The organism is Streptomyces sp. NPDC001709, from assembly GCF_053596375.1.
Map to the genome: position 1 here is coordinate 143,311 of NZ_JBSFGB010000012.1, position 18,962 is coordinate 162,272.

Here is an 18,962-nt window from a genome sequence, read left to right on the forward strand (position 1 = left end):
CTCGGACCAGTCAATGCGCAAGGGAGCCACCGCACCGTGAGTAGCAGCTTCGTTCACCTGCACAATCACACCGAGTACTCGATGCTCGACGGAGCGCAGCGAATGAAGCCCATGTTCGAGGAAGTGGCGCGCCAAGGGATGCCAGCAATCGCCATGAGCGATCACGGCAACATGTTCGGGGCTTACGAGTTCCAGTCAGTGGCTAAAGGATTTGGCGACGTAAAGCCCATTATTGGCATCGAGGCATACGTTGCCCCTTCGTCTCGCAGGCATAAGAAGCAGGAATTCTGGGGACCTGGCGGCCGGCGTGCGATGAGTGATGACGGCGAGGGTTCGAAGGATGTCTCGGGCGGTGGCCGATTCACTCACATGACCATGTGGGCGGAAAACGTCCAGGGCCTTCGAAACCTTTTCTATCTCTCCACGGAGGCCTCCTACACGGGCCAGTTCCCGGCCGGCAAGCCGCGTATGGACATGGAGTTGATCAGCGAGCACCCCCAAGGGATCATCGCTACCACTGGATGCCCCTCAGGCGCCATCCAGACTCGTCTACGCCTGGGGCAGTACGAGGAAGCGCGCGAGACCGCCGGTGCGTACCAGGAAATCTTCGGCAAGGACAACTACTTCCTCGAGTTGATGGACCATGGGCTGGCCATCGAACGCGAGGTGCGAGACGGACTGCTTCGCCTTGCAAAGGAACTGAACCTTCCCTTGCTGGCAACCAATGACGCACATTACGTCCATCCGTCCGACGCAGAGGCTCACGACAACCTCCTGTGCATTGGAGTGGGCAAAAACAAGGACGACCCCAACCGATTCAAATTCCAAGGAACCGGCTACTACCTCAAGACTGCGGCCGAGATGCGTGAGCTGTTCTCGGAACTGCCGGAAGCCTGCGATAACACCTTGCTGATCGCCGAGCGAATCGGCTCATACGACGAAGTATTCGACAACGTCGATGAGATGCCGCAGTTTCCTGATGTCCCGGAAGGGATGACGCAGGAGGAGTACCTGCGCAAGGACGTCCTCAAAGGGCTTGCCATGCGCTACGGAGACCCAATCCCGGACCATGTGATGGAACGCTTCGAGACCGAGATGAAGATCATCGGTCCGATGGGATTCTCCTCGTACTTCCTCGTCGTCGCGGACATCTGCCGGTACGCGCGCGACAATGGAATTCCGGTTGGACCGGGCCGTGGCTCGGCAACCGGATCCATCGTCGCCTACGCCACTCGGATCACTGAACTGTGTCCGCTTGAACACGGCCTTCTGTTCGAGCGGTTCCTCAACCCTGAGCGAATCAACCCGCCGGACGTCGACCTCGACTTCGACGACCGCCAACGCGACCGGATGGTCCGGTACGTCACCGAGAAGTACGGTGACGAGTACACCGCCATGGTCAACACCTTCGGTCGGATCAAGGCGAAGAACGCGATCAAGGATTCCTCGCGCATCCTCGGCTACCCGTTCTCCCATGGCGAGCGGATTGTGAAGGCTCTGCCCCCGGACCAGCAGGGCAAGACCATCCCCCTGTCGGGCATCTGGGACCCCGAGCACCCCCGGTACGGCGAGGCCGGTGAGATCCGGGCGCTGTACGAGAACGAACCCGATGTGAAGAAGGTCATGGACACCGCCAAGGGTGTCGAAGGCCTGATGCGCGGCACTGGCGTGCACGCCGCCGCGGTGATCCTCTCCAAGACCCGCCTGACGGATCGCATCCCCCTACATATGCGCGCCTCGGACGGCGTGAAGATCACAGGGTTCGACTACCCCAGTTGCGAAGCCATGGGGCTGGTCAAGATGGACTTCCTGGGGCTGCGGAACCTCGGTGTCATCGATCAGGCGATCCAGAACATCCGGGAAAACCGCGGAATCAAGCTGGCGACAGTGGATCCGATGGACGGCGACCCAGAGACAGTCGTCATCCCCTTGGACGACACCAAGACCTACCAGCTCTTGTCCGACGGCAACACGTTCGGCGTGTTCCAGCTCGACGGTGGCGGCATGCGCGCCCTGCTGAAGCTGATGCAGCCCACCCGATTCGAGGACATCGCCGTAGCGCTCGCGCTCTACCGGCCTGGCCCGATGGCCGCCAACGCCCACACCAACTACGCACTACGGCAGAGTGGCAAGCAGGAACCGGCTCCAATCCACCCGGAACTGAAGGATGCCCTCGACCCGATCCTGGGCTCTACCCACCACCTGCTCGTCTACCAAGAGCAAATCATGGCCATCGCCCGGCAACTCGCCGGGTACACCCTTGGCGGCGCCGACATGCTGCGCCGGGCCATGGGTAAGAAGAAGCCTGAGGTCCTGGCCGCCGAGTGGGACAAGTTCGCGGGCGGCATGAAGAGCAATGGCTACTCAGAAGAGGCGATCAAAGCCATCTGGGACGTCATGCTGCCGTTCTCCGGGTACGCCTTCAACAAGTCCCACACTGCAGGCTACGGTCTGGTCTCCTACTGGACGGCGTACCTCAAGGCCAACTATCCCGCCGAGTACATGGCCGCACTCCTGACTTCCGTCGGAGACGACAAGGACAAGGCAGCCGTCTACTTGGCCGACGCACGTGCGAACGGCGTCCGGGTTCTGCAGCCGGACGTCAACGAGTCGACCGCCGAGTTCACCGCCATCGGAGACGACGTGCGGTTCGGCATGCGGGCCGTTCGCAACGTCGGCGACGCGGTGATCGAGGCGATCGTCGCGGCCCGCCGTTCGAAAGGTAAGTTCACCTCCTTCGCTGACATGCTCGACAAGTGTGACCTCCCCGCCCTGAACAAGCGCGCCATCGAGTCGCTGATCAAGGCCGGCGCCTTCGACTCCCTCGGCCACTCCCGGCGCGGCCTGTGCGCGATTCACGAGGACGCTATCGACGCCGTCGTGCCCGTCAAGAAGGCGGCCTCCTACGGGCAGGACGATTTGTTCGCCGGGCTGGGAGACGGTGAAGCCGAAGACGCCGGGGCCGGGTTCGGACTCGACTTCCCTGTCGACGAACAGGAATGGCCGCGCCGGCAGCTCCTCGCTACGGAGCGGGACATGCTGGGCCTGTATGTGTCGGCGCATCCCCTAGATGGCGCCGAACACATCCTCTCTGGCGCCAGGGACACCACGATCGCTGAACTCTTGGCGTCCGGACGGACCCAAGGAGACGTTCAGCTTGCCGGTCTGATCACCGGAGTTCAGCGGAAGATGACCAAGTCGGGCAACAACTGGGCCATCGCCAACCTCGCAGACCCCACGGGGTCCATCGAAGTTCTCTTCTTCCCCGCCGTCTACCAACTCGTGGCTCACGCCTTGACTGAAGACAACGTCATTTCAGTCAAGGGAAAGATCGAGGACCGCGACGGCACCCTGAACATCTTCGGTAGGGAGCTCTCGGTCTTGGACGTATCTAGTGCCGAACACGGCGGCAAGCCCCCCGTACGCCTAGCGCTGCCCCTTCATCGTGTTTCCGACCAGGCGGTCGCGGACCTGAAGCGCATCCTGCATGCCCACCCTGGTGACAGCCCCGTCCACCTGAGTGTGCGTGGACCGCAGAAGACGACCGTCTACGCCTTGGCAGCACAAGTCGACGCTTCCTCGCTGGCATCCGACATCAAGGGCGCATTCGGACCGGATGCTTGGCAAGGTGTGGCATGACCGACGCACACCGGACTGCTATGGCTCCGACCTTCACCAGTGATGACGAACTACTCGTCAAGATCGCGGATGTGTCACATTGCCTGGCATGCGGTACTCCTGGACTTCTTCTCGTCCGCTACAAGCACTCCTGGAAAAACCAGATCGGTGTTGATGTCCCAGGCGTTCGCGAGGCCCTGTTATGTCCGCAGTGCTCTCGCCGAGATGCAGCCGCTGCCGAGCTGATTTCACTATTCACCGTAGACGAAAAGATGAGTCTCGAGAACGTCGATGCTTTCGGCGGACTCGTCGCGGCGTGGGTCGAGTCGCTGCGCCAAGGGCACGTTGATGAGCAGCTTCTCACGGCGGAGCATGATCAGTGGATGCGAGGCGCACTTTGATTGTTCCTGTAGGGAGATGCGGTCGCCGATGACAGACTTGGCAACCATGAGTAAGCGGGTCTTACACCACGGAGCCTTTTTCACGTGTAGACCATGAGGTGAAGACCGCGGCAGCAGCTGACGTGAGTATGTTCGGACTGGTACCTGCATGACGGAAGATCCGCCAGTGCTTGATCCGGGAGATGGTCCGCTCGACTGGAGCGCGCAGTGCAGCGTGGACCTTGTTCGATGCCTTGTGCTTGTCAGGGAGTTCCGCCTTCGGGCGGCGCTTGACCGGGGTGATCACGGTGCCGCCAGCCCGGACGTAGCCCTTGTCGGCGAGGAGCTTGAGGCCCAGGGGCGCGCAGGTGTTGACAATGGCGTGCTCGCGGGCGGCCGTCAGATCGTGGGGTGCCGCCGGGGGAGCGGCGAGATCGTTTCCCGTCTTCCGCTGTGATGACCTGCGGTTTACGCCCTCGTGGCTAGCCTTGCCGGAGGTATGGCCCGGTGCCCGCACCCGGTCGGTCTCGGCGACAGTGCCGTCCGGTAGCACGTAACCGTCCGCGTGGTGTCTGGTGAGCGCCTCTGCCAAAAACTGTGTGAACCGCGAGTTGCCCGATCGTGTGGTTCACGTAGCGCCAGACGGTGGCTGTGCTGATCCCGAAGCCCGCGGCGATCTGTTCGACGGTGTCGTGCTTGCGCAGGTAAACCAGGGTGCATCGGGCCCGGTCGTACGGACGCAGTCTGAACTGCCGGCCAGCATCGCAGGCCACGATCACCATCGTGACCAGTTCCAGGAGCTCCTCGTCGACATCCCCGGTATTCCTAAAGATCGCGCATCATGTTCAGTCGGAGAAATCAGAGATATTCCGCATAAGGATCGGATATCACCCCGTAGACGGCCTCGTCCAGGTCGGTCATCAGAGCAGCGAACCTCGTGCCGATCTCGAAGTGCCAGCTCTCGTACCAGTGGGGCACCCAACCTGCGTGGGTCATCGCCGCAAGCAGCAGCCTTCTGTTAGCGCGAGCATGCTCGGGAAGGTCATGCGCATGCAGGAATGACATGTTGAAGGGTTCCTTGGAGGTGGCACTAATCCGGTAGCCGATGTCCAGCTCGGTTCCGCTGAAGGAGGCGAGGGTGACGTCGACCGCGCCGCCGCAGCTGTGCGGGGCGACCCACGGCGGAGACACGTACCGGCCGGCCAAGTCGATGAGTTGCTCCGAGGACAAGTCCGGATGTTCAGCAGCCAGCCGCCTCAGCTCCTCCTCAAAGGACCGGCTCTGCTGGGCCGGTGGCCGGTAGCACTCGACGATCCGCAGTCTGCGGCCGCGCTCGCGCAGGTACTCCTCAGCGATCCACAGCTGGTCCACCAAGCCTGAGCGGATCATCGCAAATGTCTCCGTGGCGGTGGCCTTACGCTCGTCGATCAAAAATCGGTCATCGTCCCGCAGGGACACTAGCGGCTCTGCACAATCGGCGACCCGCATGGCCACGACCCGCGGATCAGACATCGCAACGACCTCCCCAGCGATCTTGGGCATCCCGAGAACAGCGGGGAGGAACAGGCGGGAACTTTCGCTCATCGCTGGGGTGCCTTTCGGTTGAGTCTGCCCCGGCTCAAGCACCTGGCCCTTGTTGGTCCTGCCGGGCACGGTCGCCGTCGGTCGCGCGTTCACGCCGGAGCCCGGCCCAGGAATTCGCCGACGACCACTGCGATGCAGGCAGTGCGCCACAGCGGGCTGGACGTGATGCGGTGCGGGTCAAAAGCCAGGGCTGCTGTACGTCGCAGCCGGGTGTGCGCCTCCGGCATATCCGGGTTGGTCCGAAACAGGTGCAGGACGGCGGAGATCAGGTAGGCGTGGGTATGCTCCAGGGTCGCCAGGGGAGGAGAGGTCCGGGTCCTCCACCAGGTCCGTGCCCGAGCGCAAGTTTCCTCGATGACATGGGGACTGTGATCCGCGTCGTCCACGGCCAATGAGCGCAATCGGGTTGCCAGAGTGCCGAGATCGTCCGGTGTGTCGAAAGGGAATGGCGGCACCGGGGAGACCACGGGGCGGAATCCGTTCCGGCTGATCACCGTTCCCTCGTTGCGCAGGATGCGCCACGCCTTAACCAGGTACGCCGTGGAGGTAGTGAACTCCCGCGCCAAAACCCCGGTTATGGGAAGGGGACTGCCTGGCGGGTAGACGCCGGTCCGGATGAAGGTGCGGATCATCCCGGCGATCTGGGTGGGCTGATCGGTGGGCTCCGTGACCCACCACATGCTGCCGCGGCGAGTGAGCAGCCCTTCGGCCTGAAGATCCTGGAACGCGAGTTCGGCCCTATCTTCTGCGGAGCGGGAACAACCGAGGTCTGCGGCGATCCTGCCTACTCCCAGCTTCGTGCCGGGCAGGTATACGCCCTCCCGGATCATCGTCCGTACATGGTCGGCGATCTCCTTGACATCCGGTCCTTCCACCTCGGCGGCAAGGAGGGCCTGTAGGAGATCGACAGCGTTGCTACTCAAGGCCGTGAGATTCAGTGACGTCCCGGTCGCGGTAACAAGGGGCTGTACGCCGGCTATGAGGGCTTTCCAGCGCGCGCAGTCCGACCGCGACCCTTCGGCCCGGTCGAGGTGGCCCTTGGCCAGTGGGAGCAAGGGCTCCACGATGCCCCGGAGGCGCTTACGGCCTCCTTCGAGCTGCGCCTCGGTGGGATGACGGCGCTGTGGCATGTGGTGGGCACGAAAGAGGGCCGACCGGATCTGGGAGCGAGTGGACGCCGTCGCCATGGCCGCTGCGCTGCTGTGGGCACCCCGGAGCACGTCATCGTCGACCGGCATCATCGGATGTTCCTTTCGGGTAGAGAAGGTCATGGCTGCTCGGCTATCTGGACGCTTCCGTCGTCACAGAAGGTGGCGACCGGCGGTTCTGCGCCGTGCTGCGCAGGGCTGTGGAGGCGGACGAGCACGACGCATTCCGCCAGTGCCAGTAGCTGTAATGGACTGCTGCCACGAGGTGGACGGGCATCGCGAGGAGGTGGCCGGCGCGAGCGTGTGCCCTGGGGATCGGGGTATCCCCCCGGCGAGCCAGGCACCGCCGGGCGGTGATATGGCGACGGGCTGCCTATGGGGACAGCTCGCTGACTCGCCGCCACAGAGCAAAGGGCTGAGAACGAGGCATTCACGGAGCCGGACGCGGGCCGACCCTATCCGTAAGCGAAGTTGCCCTGTCGAGACCATTTGTCGGCGGTTGGTCCGGCTCTTCGACGGCGGTCTGGCCGTCCAGCCCAGTGGCGGCGGGCAGCGCCAAGGTGGGCACCGCCGCCAGCATCAGCCGTCCCCGGACCAACTCCGTGCCTCTGCTGGCCTCGCGTGCCGGGGCCACCCAGCAAGCGCTCACCGCGCCTCGTCTACACACAACTCAGCCCAGCAGCTCTTCTCTGACGGGCCGCGTCTCGCATTCGAGCTGAGCAGGTCGTACCCCCAGCGGTCAGCGAGAGCCTCCAGCAGATGTAACCCGCGGCCGGACACAGCCTCCGCGTCAACAACACGCCGTACGGGCAGTCGGGAAGGTGCTTTATCGACGACCTCCAGACGTACCCGGGTGGGAGCAGGCCGCGCCACTATGATGCGGACGCTGTCGCTGGAGGTGTGCGTGATGGCGTTGGTGACGAGTTCGGAGATCAGCAGCGCCGCCGTCTCCGCCTGCCCCGCCAGACGCCAGAGGGTCATCGCTTGACGGGTGAGCCGCCGCGCCTCCTCCGCGGACTCCGGGACAGCGCTCATCGTGACGTCGTAGCCGGGGTGGCCGGTGGCGGCCGGTTGTACGGCAGGCATCGTCACGCCACACCTCCGGGCTCGGGGTACAACTGCAGCCTCCCGGCCGGCCCGTCGGACGGCTCGCAGGTCCGCGTGGCGACAGCATGGGCTGGCGGCCCTATCGGACGCCTACGGGCGCATCCCCGCGTGCTGATGCTCCTGGTGTTGCTCGTCGTGCTGTGCTGCTCCTGGGGGGAGTGTGGGGTCATCGCGGCGCCTCTGCTCGCGGACAGTGAGTGTGGCGTGCTGGCGCATCTCCCACGGGGGAGAGAGACGCACCAGCACGCGACCGCACGTGATCAACAGACCGTAACTTGATGAGCACTCAGCGGCCTTGCGCCTACCATGCTCCAATCTGCGGGCTCTCCGCAACATTGCGGACCGAATCCGCAGTAAGGGAACACGAGTTCACGGCGCTACCCCCTCTACGAATCCGCAACGTTGTGACAGACTTCGCACATGGCCACAGCACAGACGCCACCGCCGATTCTCAGACGGCGACTTGGGGGCTTGCTCCGCCAGTACCGGCAGCAGGCAGGACACAACCTGGTCACGGCTGCGAAGTTCCTCAACTGGGAGAACACTCGACTCAGCCGCGTGGAGACCGGCCAATACAAGATCAAGCCTGACGAGGTCTCAATCCTCCTTCGGAAGTACGGCGTCAACGATGAGCCGATCATCGCTGAGCTAACCCGCGTCGCGCCGGGCTCCGGGCACCATGCATGGTGGACGGCCTACGCCGATGTCCTGCCGCAGACATACGCGGACATCATCGCTCTGGAGGCCCAGGCCGTACTGCTCCGCGCATACTTCCCGCAGCTGATCCCGGCGCTGCTCCAGACCCCTGCCTACGCGCACGCGCTCATTTCCAGTTCCCCGCGCGCCGCAACGCAGAGGACCGCAACCGCGCTCGTGCAGGTACGTCAGGCCCGCAAGGAGATCCTGACCAGGCCGGCGGGCCCCACCGAGCTGCGCACGGTGATCGACGAGTCCGCCCTGTACCCCCGCGCGGGCTCCGCCTCCGATCTGATGCGGGACCAGCTCCTCAGCCTCCTGGACATGTCGGAGCGCCCGAACATCACCCTTCGCATCATGCCGCTGGATGCTCCCTTGCACTCAGGCCTGACCAGCAATGTGACGATCATGGACTTCCGGCATCCCTGGCCCTCAGTGGCTATGGTCGACCACACTCGGGGCGGGGTCTTCATGGAGGTGCCGGAGGATGTGGCCGCCTTCACAGAGGTGTTCGACGCAGTCTGCGAAGCGGCCTTGCCCGCCGACGAATCACGCGATGTGATCAAGAAGTACCTGAAGGGAACCCCCCCATGACTAAGGCCGTGGTCCGCGCTGCCGACCTGCCAGGAGCCGCCTGGTTCAAGTCGTCTTACAGCGGCTCCGACCAGTCCACATGTGTCGAGGTCGCAGACGACCGGGCAAGGACCGGCCGGATCGCCCTACGGGATTCGAAGAACGCCGAGGGTCCCGTTCTCCTCTTCTCCCCTGCCCACTACGCCGCGTTCGTCAACGACGTCCGCGCTGGAGCCAACGACATCTGACCCGCACTCAACCACAGCAAGCGCGGCGGCCCCGTCTCAGCCCCGTTGAGGCGGAGCCGCCGCACATGCGTTCATCCTTCGCGATGTAGGTTTGCCCGTGGTAGACCGAGTCGTGTCTCGATAGTCGTGGCGCACCCCGAGAACAACAACGCTCCCCACACTGCATCAACCGTCACGGCTGGACAGCCTGGGTAAAGCAACCTCGCGGAACACGACAGCGGCCTTCGCCAAAGACGAAGGCCGCTGAGCGCATTCACCAGGGCGGCGCCCCGGGTACCGTTCTGTTGTCGACGCAGAACGGAGCTTCAGTATGCCCCAAGACATGGACACTCACATCGGTGCTCGCGTAAGGGTCGCCCGCAACGCGAAGGGCCTCACCCTAGAGGAGCTAGCCGGGCTTCTCGGCCGCACTGGGGACTGGCTGGGGCGGGTGGAAACCGGGCGGATCCCGCTCGACCGCTATTCGCTGATCACCGACATCGCAGAGAACTGCGACGTCGACGTGGTGTGGCTGCTCGGTCAGCCGTACCGGCTGCAGCAGAACGGTGGAAACCTGGCTCACTCCTACATTCCGGCCATGCGGACCAGCATGCGCCGATCCGGCCTCATCCTGTCCGGTCATCCAGGGCTGCGCCCGCAGGGGATTCCCGTCTCGCTGGCGGAGATGCGGACGAGGTCCCGCCAGGCCAACGCGGCCAGGCAGAATGCGGACCTACCGAAGGTCGCCATGCTGCTCCCCGGCCTGATCGAGGACCTGAACACCGCCCTGCTCGTCTGCGAGGGCAGCAACCGGGAGGAAGCCCTGCGGCTCCTGGTCGATGCCGCCCGCACGGCGCGGATGGTGTTGAACCAGCTCGGCTACCCCGACTTCGCATGGTCGTCCGCCGAGGTAGCCGCCAACGCCGCGACCCAACTCGATGATCCGCTGGTGAAGGCGCAGGTCGCTTGGGACCGCTGCGGCGCTCTGCTGCATCAGGCGTCGCTCCCCGAGACAGTGGCCGTCGCAGAGGCTGCGCTACGCGACCTGGAACCGCTCGCCTCGGCTCGCCGGCCGGCGAACGAAGTTCTTTCGCTGCGGGGCGCACTGCACCTGCGCTGCGCGATCGCTCACGCCCGCGGTTCCAGAGCCGAAGATGCCTGGGCACGGGTTGATACGGCCCTGGAAGATGCCGACCGCCTTGGTCCGGAGTGGTACGACCTCGACGCTCACACCGTATTCGGCAGGGGCACTGTCGCGGTGCATGCCGCCGAGGTCGGCGTCGAGATAAACCAGCCTGACACGGGACTGTCCAAGGTACGCGACGTCTCCGTGGACGACGTCCCCAGCAAGGAACGAAAGATCCACTATCAGATCGACAAGGCGCGCGCGCTGCGGCGCATGAACCGGCTGCCCTCCGCTGTGACGACGCTGAAGCAAGCGGCGGTAGAGGCTCCCTACTACGTTCACTCCGATCCAATGGCTCGGGCCCTGGTGAAGGACCTGGCTGGCGTTGGCGTTCCGTCGCAGGCAGGTGTTCTATCGTCCCTGGTCCGCAGCATGGAACTGGTGCACTAGCCCCAAACTCCGCTTCGGAACGGGGAGTTGAAAAAGTACCCGGAAAATTCTTCCGGGTCGTGGGCGGTTTCCTGGTCCATCGTGATGTGTCGTCGCTGACGACACATCCGCAAGGGGATCGCCATGTCGCCGCAGCCCATCAGCACTCAAGATGCCGCCGCCTGCAGTGCTGCATACACCAACATTCTCGGGTGGCCGATTGCCCCTGGGCACAGGCACCGGCCCAGGGGCGGCTGTACTTGCGGTGAGCCCGACGCCTGTCCCGGTTCCGGGGCGCACCCGCTGCCCGGACCGCTGACGCCCAGCCCCGAGGACGGGCTGACCGCCGAGCTCAATGCGTCGCCCGGAGCCGCGCTGATCGCCCCCACCGTCGCCTTCGACGCCATTGTGCTACCCAAGTGGAGCGGTCTCTCCGTGGTCATGTGGCTCGACCGCTACGGCAAGGCCGTGCCATGCCTTCTGCAAGGCGAGGACAACGCCGTGCTACTCGTTTTGCCGGCCACCGGCCGGTACGCACTGCCCGAGGACGCAAACTCCTCAACCGTTGACGTCCGGTCCGGCCCCGAGCAGTGGGTTGCCTTGCCGCCTTCCCATGGCATCCGATGGGACCAACCGCCGTGGCACGAGCAGACGCATCAGCCGCTGCCCCTGATCCACGGCAAGGACCTGCTACTTCCCCTGACGGAGGCCCTGCGGGTGCCAGCCCAGCCCAGCAGCGCACGACTGTGAACTTCAGCGGCCGGACACCAATATCGCCAGCCGACGCCGCGTACACCTCGAACCCGGGAGTTCCCCAGTGAAGCCGCCGACGCAGCGCACCGTCACCGTCGTGCGCCCGACCGACTCAGCATTGAGGCAACAGCCTTCGGAAACCGGAGCCCAACATCGTGGCGGCGCACAAGTGGCTGTCCCCGGTGCCCCTGTCCCCGTACCGGACGATGCGCCGTTCAAGCTGAGCGCCGCTTTGACCTGGCCGTTATCGGGAGAGACCGCGCGGAATCTCGTACTCGGCCGGCTCCGCAAAATCGGCTGGGTCGGCGACGAGGACGCGGCCGGCCGCGTAGCGGACGTCCTCACGACCAACGCCGCGGCACACGCGGCGCCCCTGGACTGCGACGGGACCCCGCTGAGGCTCATCATCCTCCCCAATAGCCAACTCCTCATCGAGGTCGACGACGGAGCCCCGGACTTCCCTGGCTTCGACAAGGCCGTGGAGGGCGCTCCCATCGGGCGTGGCCTTTGGTGGGTAAGCCACTACCAAGGCCGGATGACCCACTACCCCCTGCTGGACGAGCAGGGCGAAACGGTGGGCAAGACCGTGCAGGTGCTGCTCCCGGCGACGCCGGGGGAGGCCGCATGACCTCCCCGTCGGTTTCGCACCGCCGCGGCCGTCGACGCCGCACGCAAGCGGAGCGCTACTTCCTCGAACAGGTGCGGGCAGCCATAGCAGTGCCCCTGATCTTCCTGGCAGCCATGCTGTGCGTTGCCGTCCTTACCTGGCAGGTGGCGGACCTGTCGGTGGCTCACCTCCTGCTCGGTCTGGCGTTCGGAATCGGTGCGGCAGCACTCCTCGCTGCCCTCCGTGCCCAGGCGACTGCCGCCTCTCTGCGGAAAGCACGGGAAGCGGAGCTCGCCGCCATACAGCAAGCAGAGGTGGCGGGACTGCAACGGATCACGGACGCAGCGAATGCCGTGGAGAAGGCCCTGCTGTGGACGGCCGACGAGCTGTGCCGAGGCGGAAGGCCACCGGTTCCCGACAGTCTCCCTCCGGTCGACGGCCAAGGACCGGTGGCGGTACTCGAAGGACTGCTGACAGAGGTGCAAGTCCAGGCCGTACAGGCGCTCCTCCGCGTGCACGACGAATCGCAGCTGGCTGTACTGGTGGGGCTTCTCCACCATCTGTCGCGGCGTGAACACGCCTTCATCAAGCGGGCTTTGGAGGCACTGGACGAGCTCGAGAGCCTGACCGACGACCCGGAGCTGCTGGCCAAGGCCTATGAAATCGACCATCTCGTGACACGGATGCGCCGCTTGGTGGAGAGCAAGGCGGTGCTGGGCGGCGACTCACTGCGCAGCGAACGCCGCCCAGTGCCCGTGGTGACAGTACTGCGCGGCGCCGTCTCAGAGGTCGAGCACTACTCGCGGGTCGCCGTGGCGGCGAGCACAGTCGGAGCCGCGCTTGCTCTCCCCGGACATGTGGGGCCCGATCTGTCCCACCTGGTGGCCGAGCTGATCGAGAACTCCTGCACATTCTCCGACCCGAACACAAAGGTGCACGTACGGGCACAGCCGGTGTCGACAGGCTTGGCGATCGAGGTCGAAGACCGCGCGATGCCGTTGGACTGGCAGGACCGGGAGAAGCTGAACCAGCTCCTGGCGGCGCCGGAAAAGGTCGACGTCAGCACCCAGCTGCGCGAGGCGAAGATTGGCCTCCTCGTGGCCGCGAAGATCGCCCGCCGTCACGGCATGTCGATCAAGCTGTCGGAAAACGCGACGGGCGGCACCACGGCCCTCGTGGTCGTACCGGCCAAGCACCTCGTCCCGGTCGAGGCTGAAGAGGTCCGCCACGCCCGCAGGTCAACGACAACCGCGGCTCCAGGCCGGTCGTCGCCCGCCGCTCCGTCCTCTCCTCCGACGTCTTGGGAGGCGGGAGAGCGAACACAGCCCGCACCCATCGAGGCACGCGAGGCACCCGCCCCGGCCAGTCCCGGGCATCCCGCACTTCCACCGCCGCTGCCGCAACGCGTACCCGGACAACTGCGCATCACCGACCCCGCGCACCGGCCGGGGCCGCCCACGAGAGCAGCCAGAGCGAACCTCGCCGCCGCGTTCTTCGACGGCCAGAAGGCTGCGCAGCCCCAGGAAGACGCCCCAGCCGAAGCGCCGCCGCAGCCATCCGGTACGGGCGAACCCCCGGCAGGGCACCCGTAACCCCAACCCCCGCGGCCTGCCCTCGCAGGGAGGCCACTCATTCCGCATGGAGCGAATTCACCGTGACCACTCCAGACCTGAGCCCCCACAACGGCGACGACAGTGCGGCAGCTACTCCGGTCGACATGAACGACCACCAGAAGAAGATGGCTTGGCTGCTGAAGCAGTTCGTTTCCCAGATCCCGGGTGTGACGCACGCCCTGCTGGTATCGCGAGACGGCATCAAGCTGCTGGACAGCGACATCCACCCGGACTGGGCGGACCCGTGGGCCGCCGCCTTCTGCGGCCTGGCCTCGCTGGCGCAGAACATCAAGGGGCCGCGCGGCGAAAAACTGCCGCCGTCGCAGATGATCATCGACCGAGCGGACTGCTTTTTCTTCCTGCAGTTCGCGGGCACGAGCGCGGTCTTCAAGAACCATCCCGGCAGCGTCGGTGGCACGGTGGAGACCGTGCTCGGCGTGATCACCGAGCCGGACGCCGAAGTCAGCACCGTGGGGTACGAGATGCAGAACCTCGTGAACAAGTTCGCGCCGTTCATGGTCACCCCGGTCCGCCAGGACGTCTGATGAGCCCGGACAGGCGGCACACCGCGTTAGCAGCCAGGACCGACACGGACACTTCCACGTTCGTGCGGAACTACACGCTGACCGGAGGGCGCACCCGTCCCCGCTACCCGCTGAGCCTGGAGACGGAGCTGGAGCCCGGCTCCGGCAGACCCGGCCCAGGACTGCCCGAGGAGTGCCGGCAGATCCTGGCCCTGTGTCAGCAACGACGGCGCTCGGTCACCGAGCTGGCCGGCACGATCCGGCGGCCTGTGGCCACCGTGAGAGTCCTGCTCTCGGACCTGCTGGACACGGGCGCCCTGGTAGTGCCCGTGACGACTGGCTACACCGAGCCCGCTGATAAGTCCCCGCTCGGGCCGCGCCCGACCCGACAATTGCTGGAGGCACTGAGTGTTGGCCTCGCCAAGTTGTCCGATGAACCCCCCTACCCCAAGGCCGGCTGAGCCGATGGTGCCCGCTGGCGCGGGCGCCCGGCTGAACGAAGTCGGCGGGCCTGTAGCCCTGAAGATCCTGGTCGCGGGAGGGTTCGGGGTCGGCAAAACCACGTGCATCGGCGCTATCAGCGAGATCGAGCCGCTGAACACCGAGGAGTACCTGACCGAAGCGAGTGCCCGCACCGACAACCGGGCGGGGGTGGAAGCGAAGGACACGACCACGGTGGCCTTCGATTTCGGCCGTAAGAGCTTCGATCCACCCGACGTGCCCCTACCGCTGGAGCTGTTCCTGTTCGGCACTCCAGGCCAGGACCGGTTCGTGGATCTCTGGCACGACCTGTCCCGCGGGGCGGTCGGCGCCGTCGTCCTGGCCGACACCCGCCGTTTGGACAGCAGCTTCGCCGCAGTCGAGTTCTTCGAGCAGATAGGCCTGCCGTTCATCGTCGCCGTCAACGAATTCGAGGGTGCCTACCGCTACCCCGAAGACGACGTGCGCCAGGCCCTCGGCGTGGCGAACGACATCCCGTTGGTGGCCTGCGACGCGCGGGTGACCTCCTCCGTCGCCAAGGCACTACTCACCCTTGTCCGGCATGCCCTGACCAGTGCCGCGACCGGCCCCGCCCACCCCACCGACACCGCTCTACAGGACGCCTGATGACGCAGAGTTCCCACATCCACGTGCCTCCGTTCACCGGCCCCAACGCCGGCCTCCCCACGCGGAGTGAGCGCGGCCTGATCGTCCCGCCCCCCAGCGCGACCCGGACGGGCAGCGAAGTCCAAGCGGAGGAAGAGGCCCGCCAGGCCCTGATCCGGCGCCTGGGCGTTCCCACTCACGCGCATGCGTTCTACGACAACTTCGCCACCCAGATGGCGGAGGCCTCTGGCTTCCTCTACGGGATGGTCAACCTCTTCCTGGAGGAGCAGACCTTCATCGGTCTTCACAACCCGGCGGAGGACAGCGGCCACCCCATCATCGGCCGCACCATGAGTCGACGCGACGGCTGGTGCCCCGATGTGGTTCGGCGCAAGAAGTCGCTGCCGCTCCACGACGTCCGCGCGTCCCCCCGCTTCTACGGCAACCCCGTTGTCGATGCCGTCGGCATTCACGCATACTTCGGCGCCCCCTTGATCCACGAAGAGACCGGAATCGTGCTGGGCACTGTGTGCATCATCGACCCCGAGCCGCGGCTCCTCAGTGATGCCCGCCGCCTCAGGGACATCGTCAAGGGCACGGGCGGCACGGTCATGAAAGCCATCACCGCCGCCGCACCGCAGCCCTGATCATCCGCCGCCTTCGCCCGGGTCACCCATACGCGGATCCGGCCGCACCCAACTTGCGACCAGGAGAGGGACCGACCATGCCTACCACGCTCACCCCGAATCTCACCCCCGGGCAGGATCTGCTGTGGCGAGAAGCCGACGCCTTCGCCGCCGAGGAGATCGCCCCCCTCGCGGCGCGCATGGAGAACAAGCCTCACCAGGTTGAGCGCGACATCCCGCAACTGCTTGCCGCGCGCGGCTGGTTCGGCGTGACCATCCCGGAGTCCTTCGGTGGGCTGGCGGCCGGCCACGTCGCCAAGACGATCCTGATCCACCGCATGTCGAAGGTGTCCGGAGCCGTAGGCGCAATCCTGCAGGCTGGCCTGATACCGGTGGCCGCTCTTGAGAACTGGGCCAACGACGAGCAAAAGGCGTACTGGCTGCCGCAGGCCGCAGCGGGCTCGGCGCTGCTGTCGATCGCAGTGACCGAGCCGGAGACGGGCGGCCACATCGGCGGCATGGAAACCGTCGCCGAGCGCGACGGCGACGAATGGGTGATCACCGGAAGGAAGGTGCACATCGGTAACAGCCACCTCGCTCACCTGCATGTTGTCATCGCCCGCACCGCAGTCGAGGGCACTGAAAGGCCGACGGAATCCCTGACAGCGTTCCTCGTCGAGCACGACCGCAAGGGACTGACCGTCAAGCCCCACCGGCCCGGCCTCGGCTTGCACGGCTTCACCCACGGCTGTCTCGACCTGGCCCGTGTCCGGGTCCCCGACACTCATCGGCTCGGCGAGGTCGGACAGGGCATGGCCGTGGCCAAGAGCAGCAGCATCTTGTGCGGGCTGCCCAACCTGACCGCCGTCAGCCTTGGCCTTCACGAAGCGGTGCTACAGCTCACCACCCACTACCTGAAGGAACGCCCGCGCTACGGCGGCGCCCTGTTCGACCTGCCGGTCCTGCGGGACCGCCTCGGAGAGATGGAAGCCCGGTTCAGGACCGCCCACAGCATCGCCTACCAGGCGGTGAGCCATCTCGATCAAGGCCTGCCCTGCGATCCAGACCTCGTGAACGCCAAGTACATGGGTCACGAGTTGGCGGCCCGCTCAGGCCAGGACGCCATGGAACTGCACGGCGCCCGGGGGCTGGACTCGGACTACCCGCTGCAACGCCTGTGGAGGGACATCCAGCACACCTACCCTCCCGCTGGCACCGGCGAGTTCCAGCGGATACGCCTCGGCCAGAGAGCCCTCGGGGAGAGCACCCCCCAGTGGTCCCAACTCCTCCGACGGGCGGACCCCGCCCGCTTGCGCCCCGACCCCACCCATGCATGACTCCCGCGCGCGGCGGCGCAGTCCTCCTCCCGCTGCCGCGCGCGGGTCCCGCCCCCTGCTGCCGGGAGCAATTCCTGACTCCCCCCTCCCGGCGGCAGGGCCCATCAAACGCAAACCCACCGACACGAGCACCGCCGAGAGGAAGCCCCCATGTGTCCGCACAACCCACCCTGTCCCCCCGCGTCCGCACCCGACGGTGACGCTGCTGCGGTAACCGAGCGCGTCGACGCGCAGGGCTGGGTGCTTCTGTGCAACGGCATCGTTCGCTTCGACGACGGCGGCGAACTCCTGCCGGACGGGCGCGTCGTTGCCCCTCATCGGCCCACTCCCACCGAGGTGGCTGCGTGATCACCCCGGCCAGCGCAGCCCGGGACGCAACCGACGCGGCCGCTCCAGCCGCCAAACCGTTGACGGTCGAGCTCCGGCCGCCGACCGAGGCCTACGATTACGAGTACGTCCGGAACCTGCTCGCCGATACAGCGGTGCTTGCCTACAGCGTCGCGGTCTGCGTCCACCGGGCTCCGCTCCTGGCCGTCGCCGTGGGCGGCCCTCGCCGGGGCGGCTACTTATCCGTCCAGCACGCCGAGATCGGCGAGTCCATCCGGCGCCTGTTGCTCGGACGACCCGGCTTCTGGGATCTGCGGATGATCCTTTCGCCTAGGGTGGACACCTGCCACGTCCTGCGATGGGGCGACGAGCCCCCGCACGCTGGCGACGACGCTGCCCTCGGCCGGTTCTACGGGTACAGCAACTCAGCCATCGAAGCGTACCTCCGCGAGCGCACGGGGGCGCCATGACCCGGCAGTACGAGTGGGAAGGCATCCCGGTCCCGTTCATCACCTCCTGGTCGTACGAGAAGGCGCAGTTGGAACCTCTCGTGCGGGGCTGCGGGCGGGGCGGCGAGGGTTTGCGCTACGCCGACGAGGACCCGGACGTCGACCGTCACATGGGCGTTCTGCGGCTGCGGGTGTCCCTCGCGCGTGGGAAGGGCGAGCCGGTCTTCGAGAGGGTCCATGCACGTCGCCAGCTACAGGCGGTGATCCGCATGCTCTGTCAGGTCTGCGGCGGCCCGACATACAACCCGGTCGACGAACGACACCTGTTCGTGGTCCGCGGTGGCCCGGGCAACCCCGTCCGTGAAGGGGAGACGACCACGTCACCGCCAATTCACGCGTTTTGCGCTAAGGAAGCGATCCAGTACTGCCCGCCTCTGCGCAGGGGTTACTCAGCCGCGCTGGTGAAGTACGCATCGCCCTGGGGCGTCGCGGGAATCGCCTACGACCCCAACACGATCAAGCCTCTGCCCATGTCGAAGAAGTGTCACCAGAAGCTCGTCAAGGTGCCTTACACCGACGACCAGCGCCTCCGGTGGATCCTCGCCGCCCGAGAGGTCGTGGAACTTCGAGGCGTCACCAGCGTCGACTTGAACGAACTCCTGGCGGCCGCCGTGTAGACGGCCGCGGGGCGGGGCTGCCGCCACGCCCGGATCACCGAACCCGGCGGCCAAACACGTGGCTCGCTCACTAGC

General features: G+C 65.9%; 21 protein-coding genes. 16 read left to right on the plus strand and 5 right to left on the minus strand.

Features of this window, described 5'->3' with window-relative positions:
* The first annotated feature begins 36 nt into the window (after positions 1 to 36).
* Together dnaE and ACWC0C_RS19570 are read left to right on the plus strand one after the other, a co-directional pair.
* Entirely contained in the window at positions 37 to 3,639 is a 3,603-nt protein-coding gene (gene dnaE, locus ACWC0C_RS19565; protein ID WP_450865023.1) for a DNA polymerase III subunit alpha, read from the plus strand.
* Positions 3,636 to 4,019 (plus strand): DUF6300 family protein, encoded by a 384-nt coding sequence (locus tag ACWC0C_RS19570; protein ID WP_450865024.1) that lies wholly within the window; start codon positions 3,636 to 3,638, stop codon positions 4,017 to 4,019. Before dnaE ends, ACWC0C_RS19570 begins: the two co-directional genes overlap by 4 nt.
* 61 nt (positions 4,020 to 4,080) lie before the next feature.
* Here the strand turns inward: ACWC0C_RS19570 and ACWC0C_RS19575 are convergent, their stop codons facing one another.
* From ACWC0C_RS19575 to ACWC0C_RS19595, 5 genes are all read right to left on the minus strand, one after another.
* The gene (locus tag ACWC0C_RS19575; RefSeq protein WP_450865025.1) at positions 4,081 to 4,590 is read right to left on the minus strand and encodes a transposase family protein; all 510 of its coding nucleotides are present in this window, start codon (positions 4,588 to 4,590) and stop codon (positions 4,081 to 4,083) included.
* Positions 4,481 to 4,780 carry a helix-turn-helix domain-containing protein gene (locus ACWC0C_RS19580; protein ID WP_450865026.1) on the minus strand — a complete coding sequence of 100 codons (300 nt, stop codon included), beginning with the start codon at positions 4,778 to 4,780 and terminating at the stop codon, positions 4,481 to 4,483. The genes ACWC0C_RS19575 and ACWC0C_RS19580 overlap by 110 nt, the downstream gene beginning before the upstream one ends.
* Positions 4,781 to 4,856: 76 nt before the next feature.
* Positions 4,857 to 5,675 (minus strand): M15 family metallopeptidase, encoded by an 819-nt coding sequence (locus tag ACWC0C_RS19585; protein WP_450865027.1) that lies wholly within the window; start codon positions 5,673 to 5,675, stop codon positions 4,857 to 4,859.
* Positions 5,672 to 6,823, minus strand: a complete 1,152-nt coding sequence (locus ACWC0C_RS19590; protein ID WP_450865028.1) for a GntR family transcriptional regulator — start codon at positions 6,821 to 6,823, stop codon at positions 5,672 to 5,674. Before ACWC0C_RS19590 ends, ACWC0C_RS19585 begins: the two co-directional genes overlap by 4 nt.
* A 552-nt stretch (positions 6,824 to 7,375) precedes the next feature.
* Complete coding sequence (locus ACWC0C_RS19595) at positions 7,376 to 7,816, minus strand: ATP-binding protein (protein ID WP_450865029.1); 441 nt, start codon at positions 7,814 to 7,816, stop codon at positions 7,376 to 7,378.
* Positions 7,817 to 8,257: 441 nt separating this feature from the next.
* On the opposite strand from ACWC0C_RS19595, the gene ACWC0C_RS19600 reads away from it, so the two are divergent.
* The 14 genes from ACWC0C_RS19600 (at position 8,258) to ACWC0C_RS19665 (ending at position 18,887) form a co-directional block, all read left to right on the plus strand.
* Entirely contained in the window at positions 8,258 to 9,127 is an 870-nt protein-coding gene (locus tag ACWC0C_RS19600) for a helix-turn-helix domain-containing protein (RefSeq protein ID WP_450865030.1), read from the plus strand.
* Entirely contained in the window at positions 9,124 to 9,354 is a 231-nt protein-coding gene (locus ACWC0C_RS19605) for a DUF397 domain-containing protein (protein WP_450865031.1), read from the plus strand. Before ACWC0C_RS19600 ends, ACWC0C_RS19605 begins: the two co-directional genes overlap by 4 nt.
* 322 nt (positions 9,355 to 9,676) lie before the next feature.
* Positions 9,677 to 10,909, plus strand: a complete 1,233-nt coding sequence (locus ACWC0C_RS19610) for a helix-turn-helix domain-containing protein (protein WP_450865032.1) — start codon at positions 9,677 to 9,679, stop codon at positions 10,907 to 10,909.
* A gap of 123 nt (positions 10,910 to 11,032) precedes the next feature.
* Entirely contained in the window at positions 11,033 to 11,638 is a 606-nt protein-coding gene (locus tag ACWC0C_RS19615; RefSeq protein ID WP_450865033.1) for a hypothetical protein, read from the plus strand.
* A 235-nt stretch (positions 11,639 to 11,873) separates the two neighbouring features.
* Entirely contained in the window at positions 11,874 to 12,269 is a 396-nt protein-coding gene (locus tag ACWC0C_RS19620) for a hypothetical protein (RefSeq protein ID WP_450865034.1), read from the plus strand.
* The gene (locus ACWC0C_RS19625) at positions 12,266 to 13,840 is read left to right on the plus strand and encodes an ATP-binding protein (RefSeq protein ID WP_450865035.1); all 1,575 of its coding nucleotides are present in this window, start codon (positions 12,266 to 12,268) and stop codon (positions 13,838 to 13,840) included. The genes ACWC0C_RS19620 and ACWC0C_RS19625 overlap by 4 nt, the downstream gene beginning before the upstream one ends.
* A gap of 62 nt (positions 13,841 to 13,902) precedes the next feature.
* Complete coding sequence (locus ACWC0C_RS19630; protein WP_450865036.1) at positions 13,903 to 14,406, plus strand: roadblock/LC7 domain-containing protein; 504 nt, start codon at positions 13,903 to 13,905, stop codon at positions 14,404 to 14,406.
* On the plus strand, positions 14,406 to 14,846 hold the full coding sequence (locus tag ACWC0C_RS19635) for a DUF742 domain-containing protein (RefSeq protein ID WP_450865037.1): 441 nt from the start codon (positions 14,406 to 14,408) through the stop codon (positions 14,844 to 14,846). Before ACWC0C_RS19630 ends, ACWC0C_RS19635 begins: the two co-directional genes overlap by 1 nt.
* 4 nt (positions 14,847 to 14,850) lie before the next feature.
* Positions 14,851 to 15,492, plus strand: coding sequence for a GTP-binding protein (locus tag ACWC0C_RS19640; RefSeq protein WP_450865038.1), 642 nt, complete (start codon positions 14,851 to 14,853; stop codon positions 15,490 to 15,492).
* The gene (locus ACWC0C_RS19645; RefSeq protein ID WP_450865039.1) at positions 15,492 to 16,118 is read left to right on the plus strand and encodes a GAF domain-containing protein; all 627 of its coding nucleotides are present in this window, start codon (positions 15,492 to 15,494) and stop codon (positions 16,116 to 16,118) included. Before ACWC0C_RS19640 ends, ACWC0C_RS19645 begins: the two co-directional genes overlap by 1 nt.
* Positions 16,119 to 16,195: 77 nt before the next feature.
* Positions 16,196 to 17,434: an acyl-CoA dehydrogenase family protein gene (locus ACWC0C_RS19650; RefSeq protein WP_450865040.1), complete on the plus strand. Its 1,239-nt coding sequence runs from the start codon at positions 16,196 to 16,198 to the stop codon at positions 17,432 to 17,434.
* A 150-nt stretch (positions 17,435 to 17,584) separates the two neighbouring features.
* Entirely contained in the window at positions 17,585 to 17,782 is a 198-nt protein-coding gene (locus ACWC0C_RS19655) for a DUF5999 family protein (RefSeq protein WP_450865041.1), read from the plus strand.
* The gene (locus ACWC0C_RS19660) at positions 17,779 to 18,231 is read left to right on the plus strand and encodes a DUF6302 family protein (RefSeq protein WP_450865042.1); all 453 of its coding nucleotides are present in this window, start codon (positions 17,779 to 17,781) and stop codon (positions 18,229 to 18,231) included. Before ACWC0C_RS19655 ends, ACWC0C_RS19660 begins: the two co-directional genes overlap by 4 nt.
* Entirely contained in the window at positions 18,228 to 18,887 is a 660-nt protein-coding gene (locus ACWC0C_RS19665; RefSeq protein WP_450865043.1) for a hypothetical protein, read from the plus strand. The genes ACWC0C_RS19660 and ACWC0C_RS19665 overlap by 4 nt, the downstream gene beginning before the upstream one ends.
* Positions 18,888 to 18,962 lie beyond the last annotated feature (75 nt).

Excerpts from the sequence above, each read along its gene's own strand:
- ACWC0C_RS19570 (WP_450865024.1), top strand. The coding sequence starts at position 3,636 with ATGACCGACGCACACCGGACTGCTATGGCTCCGACCTTCACCAGTGAT.
- ACWC0C_RS19580 (WP_450865026.1), bottom strand. The coding sequence starts at position 4,780 with ATGGTGATCGTGGCCTGCGATGCTGGCCGGCAGTTCAGACTGCGTCCG.
- ACWC0C_RS19590 (WP_450865028.1), bottom strand. The coding sequence starts at position 6,823 with ATGATGCCGGTCGACGATGACGTGCTCCGGGGTGCCCACAGCAGCGCA.
- ACWC0C_RS19595 (WP_450865029.1), bottom strand. The coding sequence starts at position 7,816 with ATGCCTGCCGTACAACCGGCCGCCACCGGCCACCCCGGCTACGACGTC.
- ACWC0C_RS19600 (WP_450865030.1), top strand. The coding sequence starts at position 8,258 with ATGGCCACAGCACAGACGCCACCGCCGATTCTCAGACGGCGACTTGGG.
- ACWC0C_RS19605 (WP_450865031.1), top strand. The coding sequence starts at position 9,124 with ATGACTAAGGCCGTGGTCCGCGCTGCCGACCTGCCAGGAGCCGCCTGG.
- ACWC0C_RS19610 (WP_450865032.1), top strand. The coding sequence starts at position 9,677 with ATGGACACTCACATCGGTGCTCGCGTAAGGGTCGCCCGCAACGCGAAG.
- ACWC0C_RS19615 (WP_450865033.1), top strand. The coding sequence starts at position 11,033 with ATGTCGCCGCAGCCCATCAGCACTCAAGATGCCGCCGCCTGCAGTGCT.
- ACWC0C_RS19625 (WP_450865035.1), top strand. The coding sequence starts at position 12,266 with ATGACCTCCCCGTCGGTTTCGCACCGCCGCGGCCGTCGACGCCGCACG.
- ACWC0C_RS19635 (WP_450865037.1), top strand. The coding sequence starts at position 14,406 with ATGAGCCCGGACAGGCGGCACACCGCGTTAGCAGCCAGGACCGACACG.
- ACWC0C_RS19640 (WP_450865038.1), top strand. The coding sequence starts at position 14,851 with ATGGTGCCCGCTGGCGCGGGCGCCCGGCTGAACGAAGTCGGCGGGCCT.
- ACWC0C_RS19645 (WP_450865039.1), top strand. The coding sequence starts at position 15,492 with ATGACGCAGAGTTCCCACATCCACGTGCCTCCGTTCACCGGCCCCAAC.
- ACWC0C_RS19650 (WP_450865040.1), top strand. The coding sequence starts at position 16,196 with ATGCCTACCACGCTCACCCCGAATCTCACCCCCGGGCAGGATCTGCTG.
- ACWC0C_RS19655 (WP_450865041.1), top strand. The coding sequence starts at position 17,585 with ATGTGTCCGCACAACCCACCCTGTCCCCCCGCGTCCGCACCCGACGGT.
- ACWC0C_RS19665 (WP_450865043.1), top strand. The coding sequence starts at position 18,228 with ATGACCCGGCAGTACGAGTGGGAAGGCATCCCGGTCCCGTTCATCACC.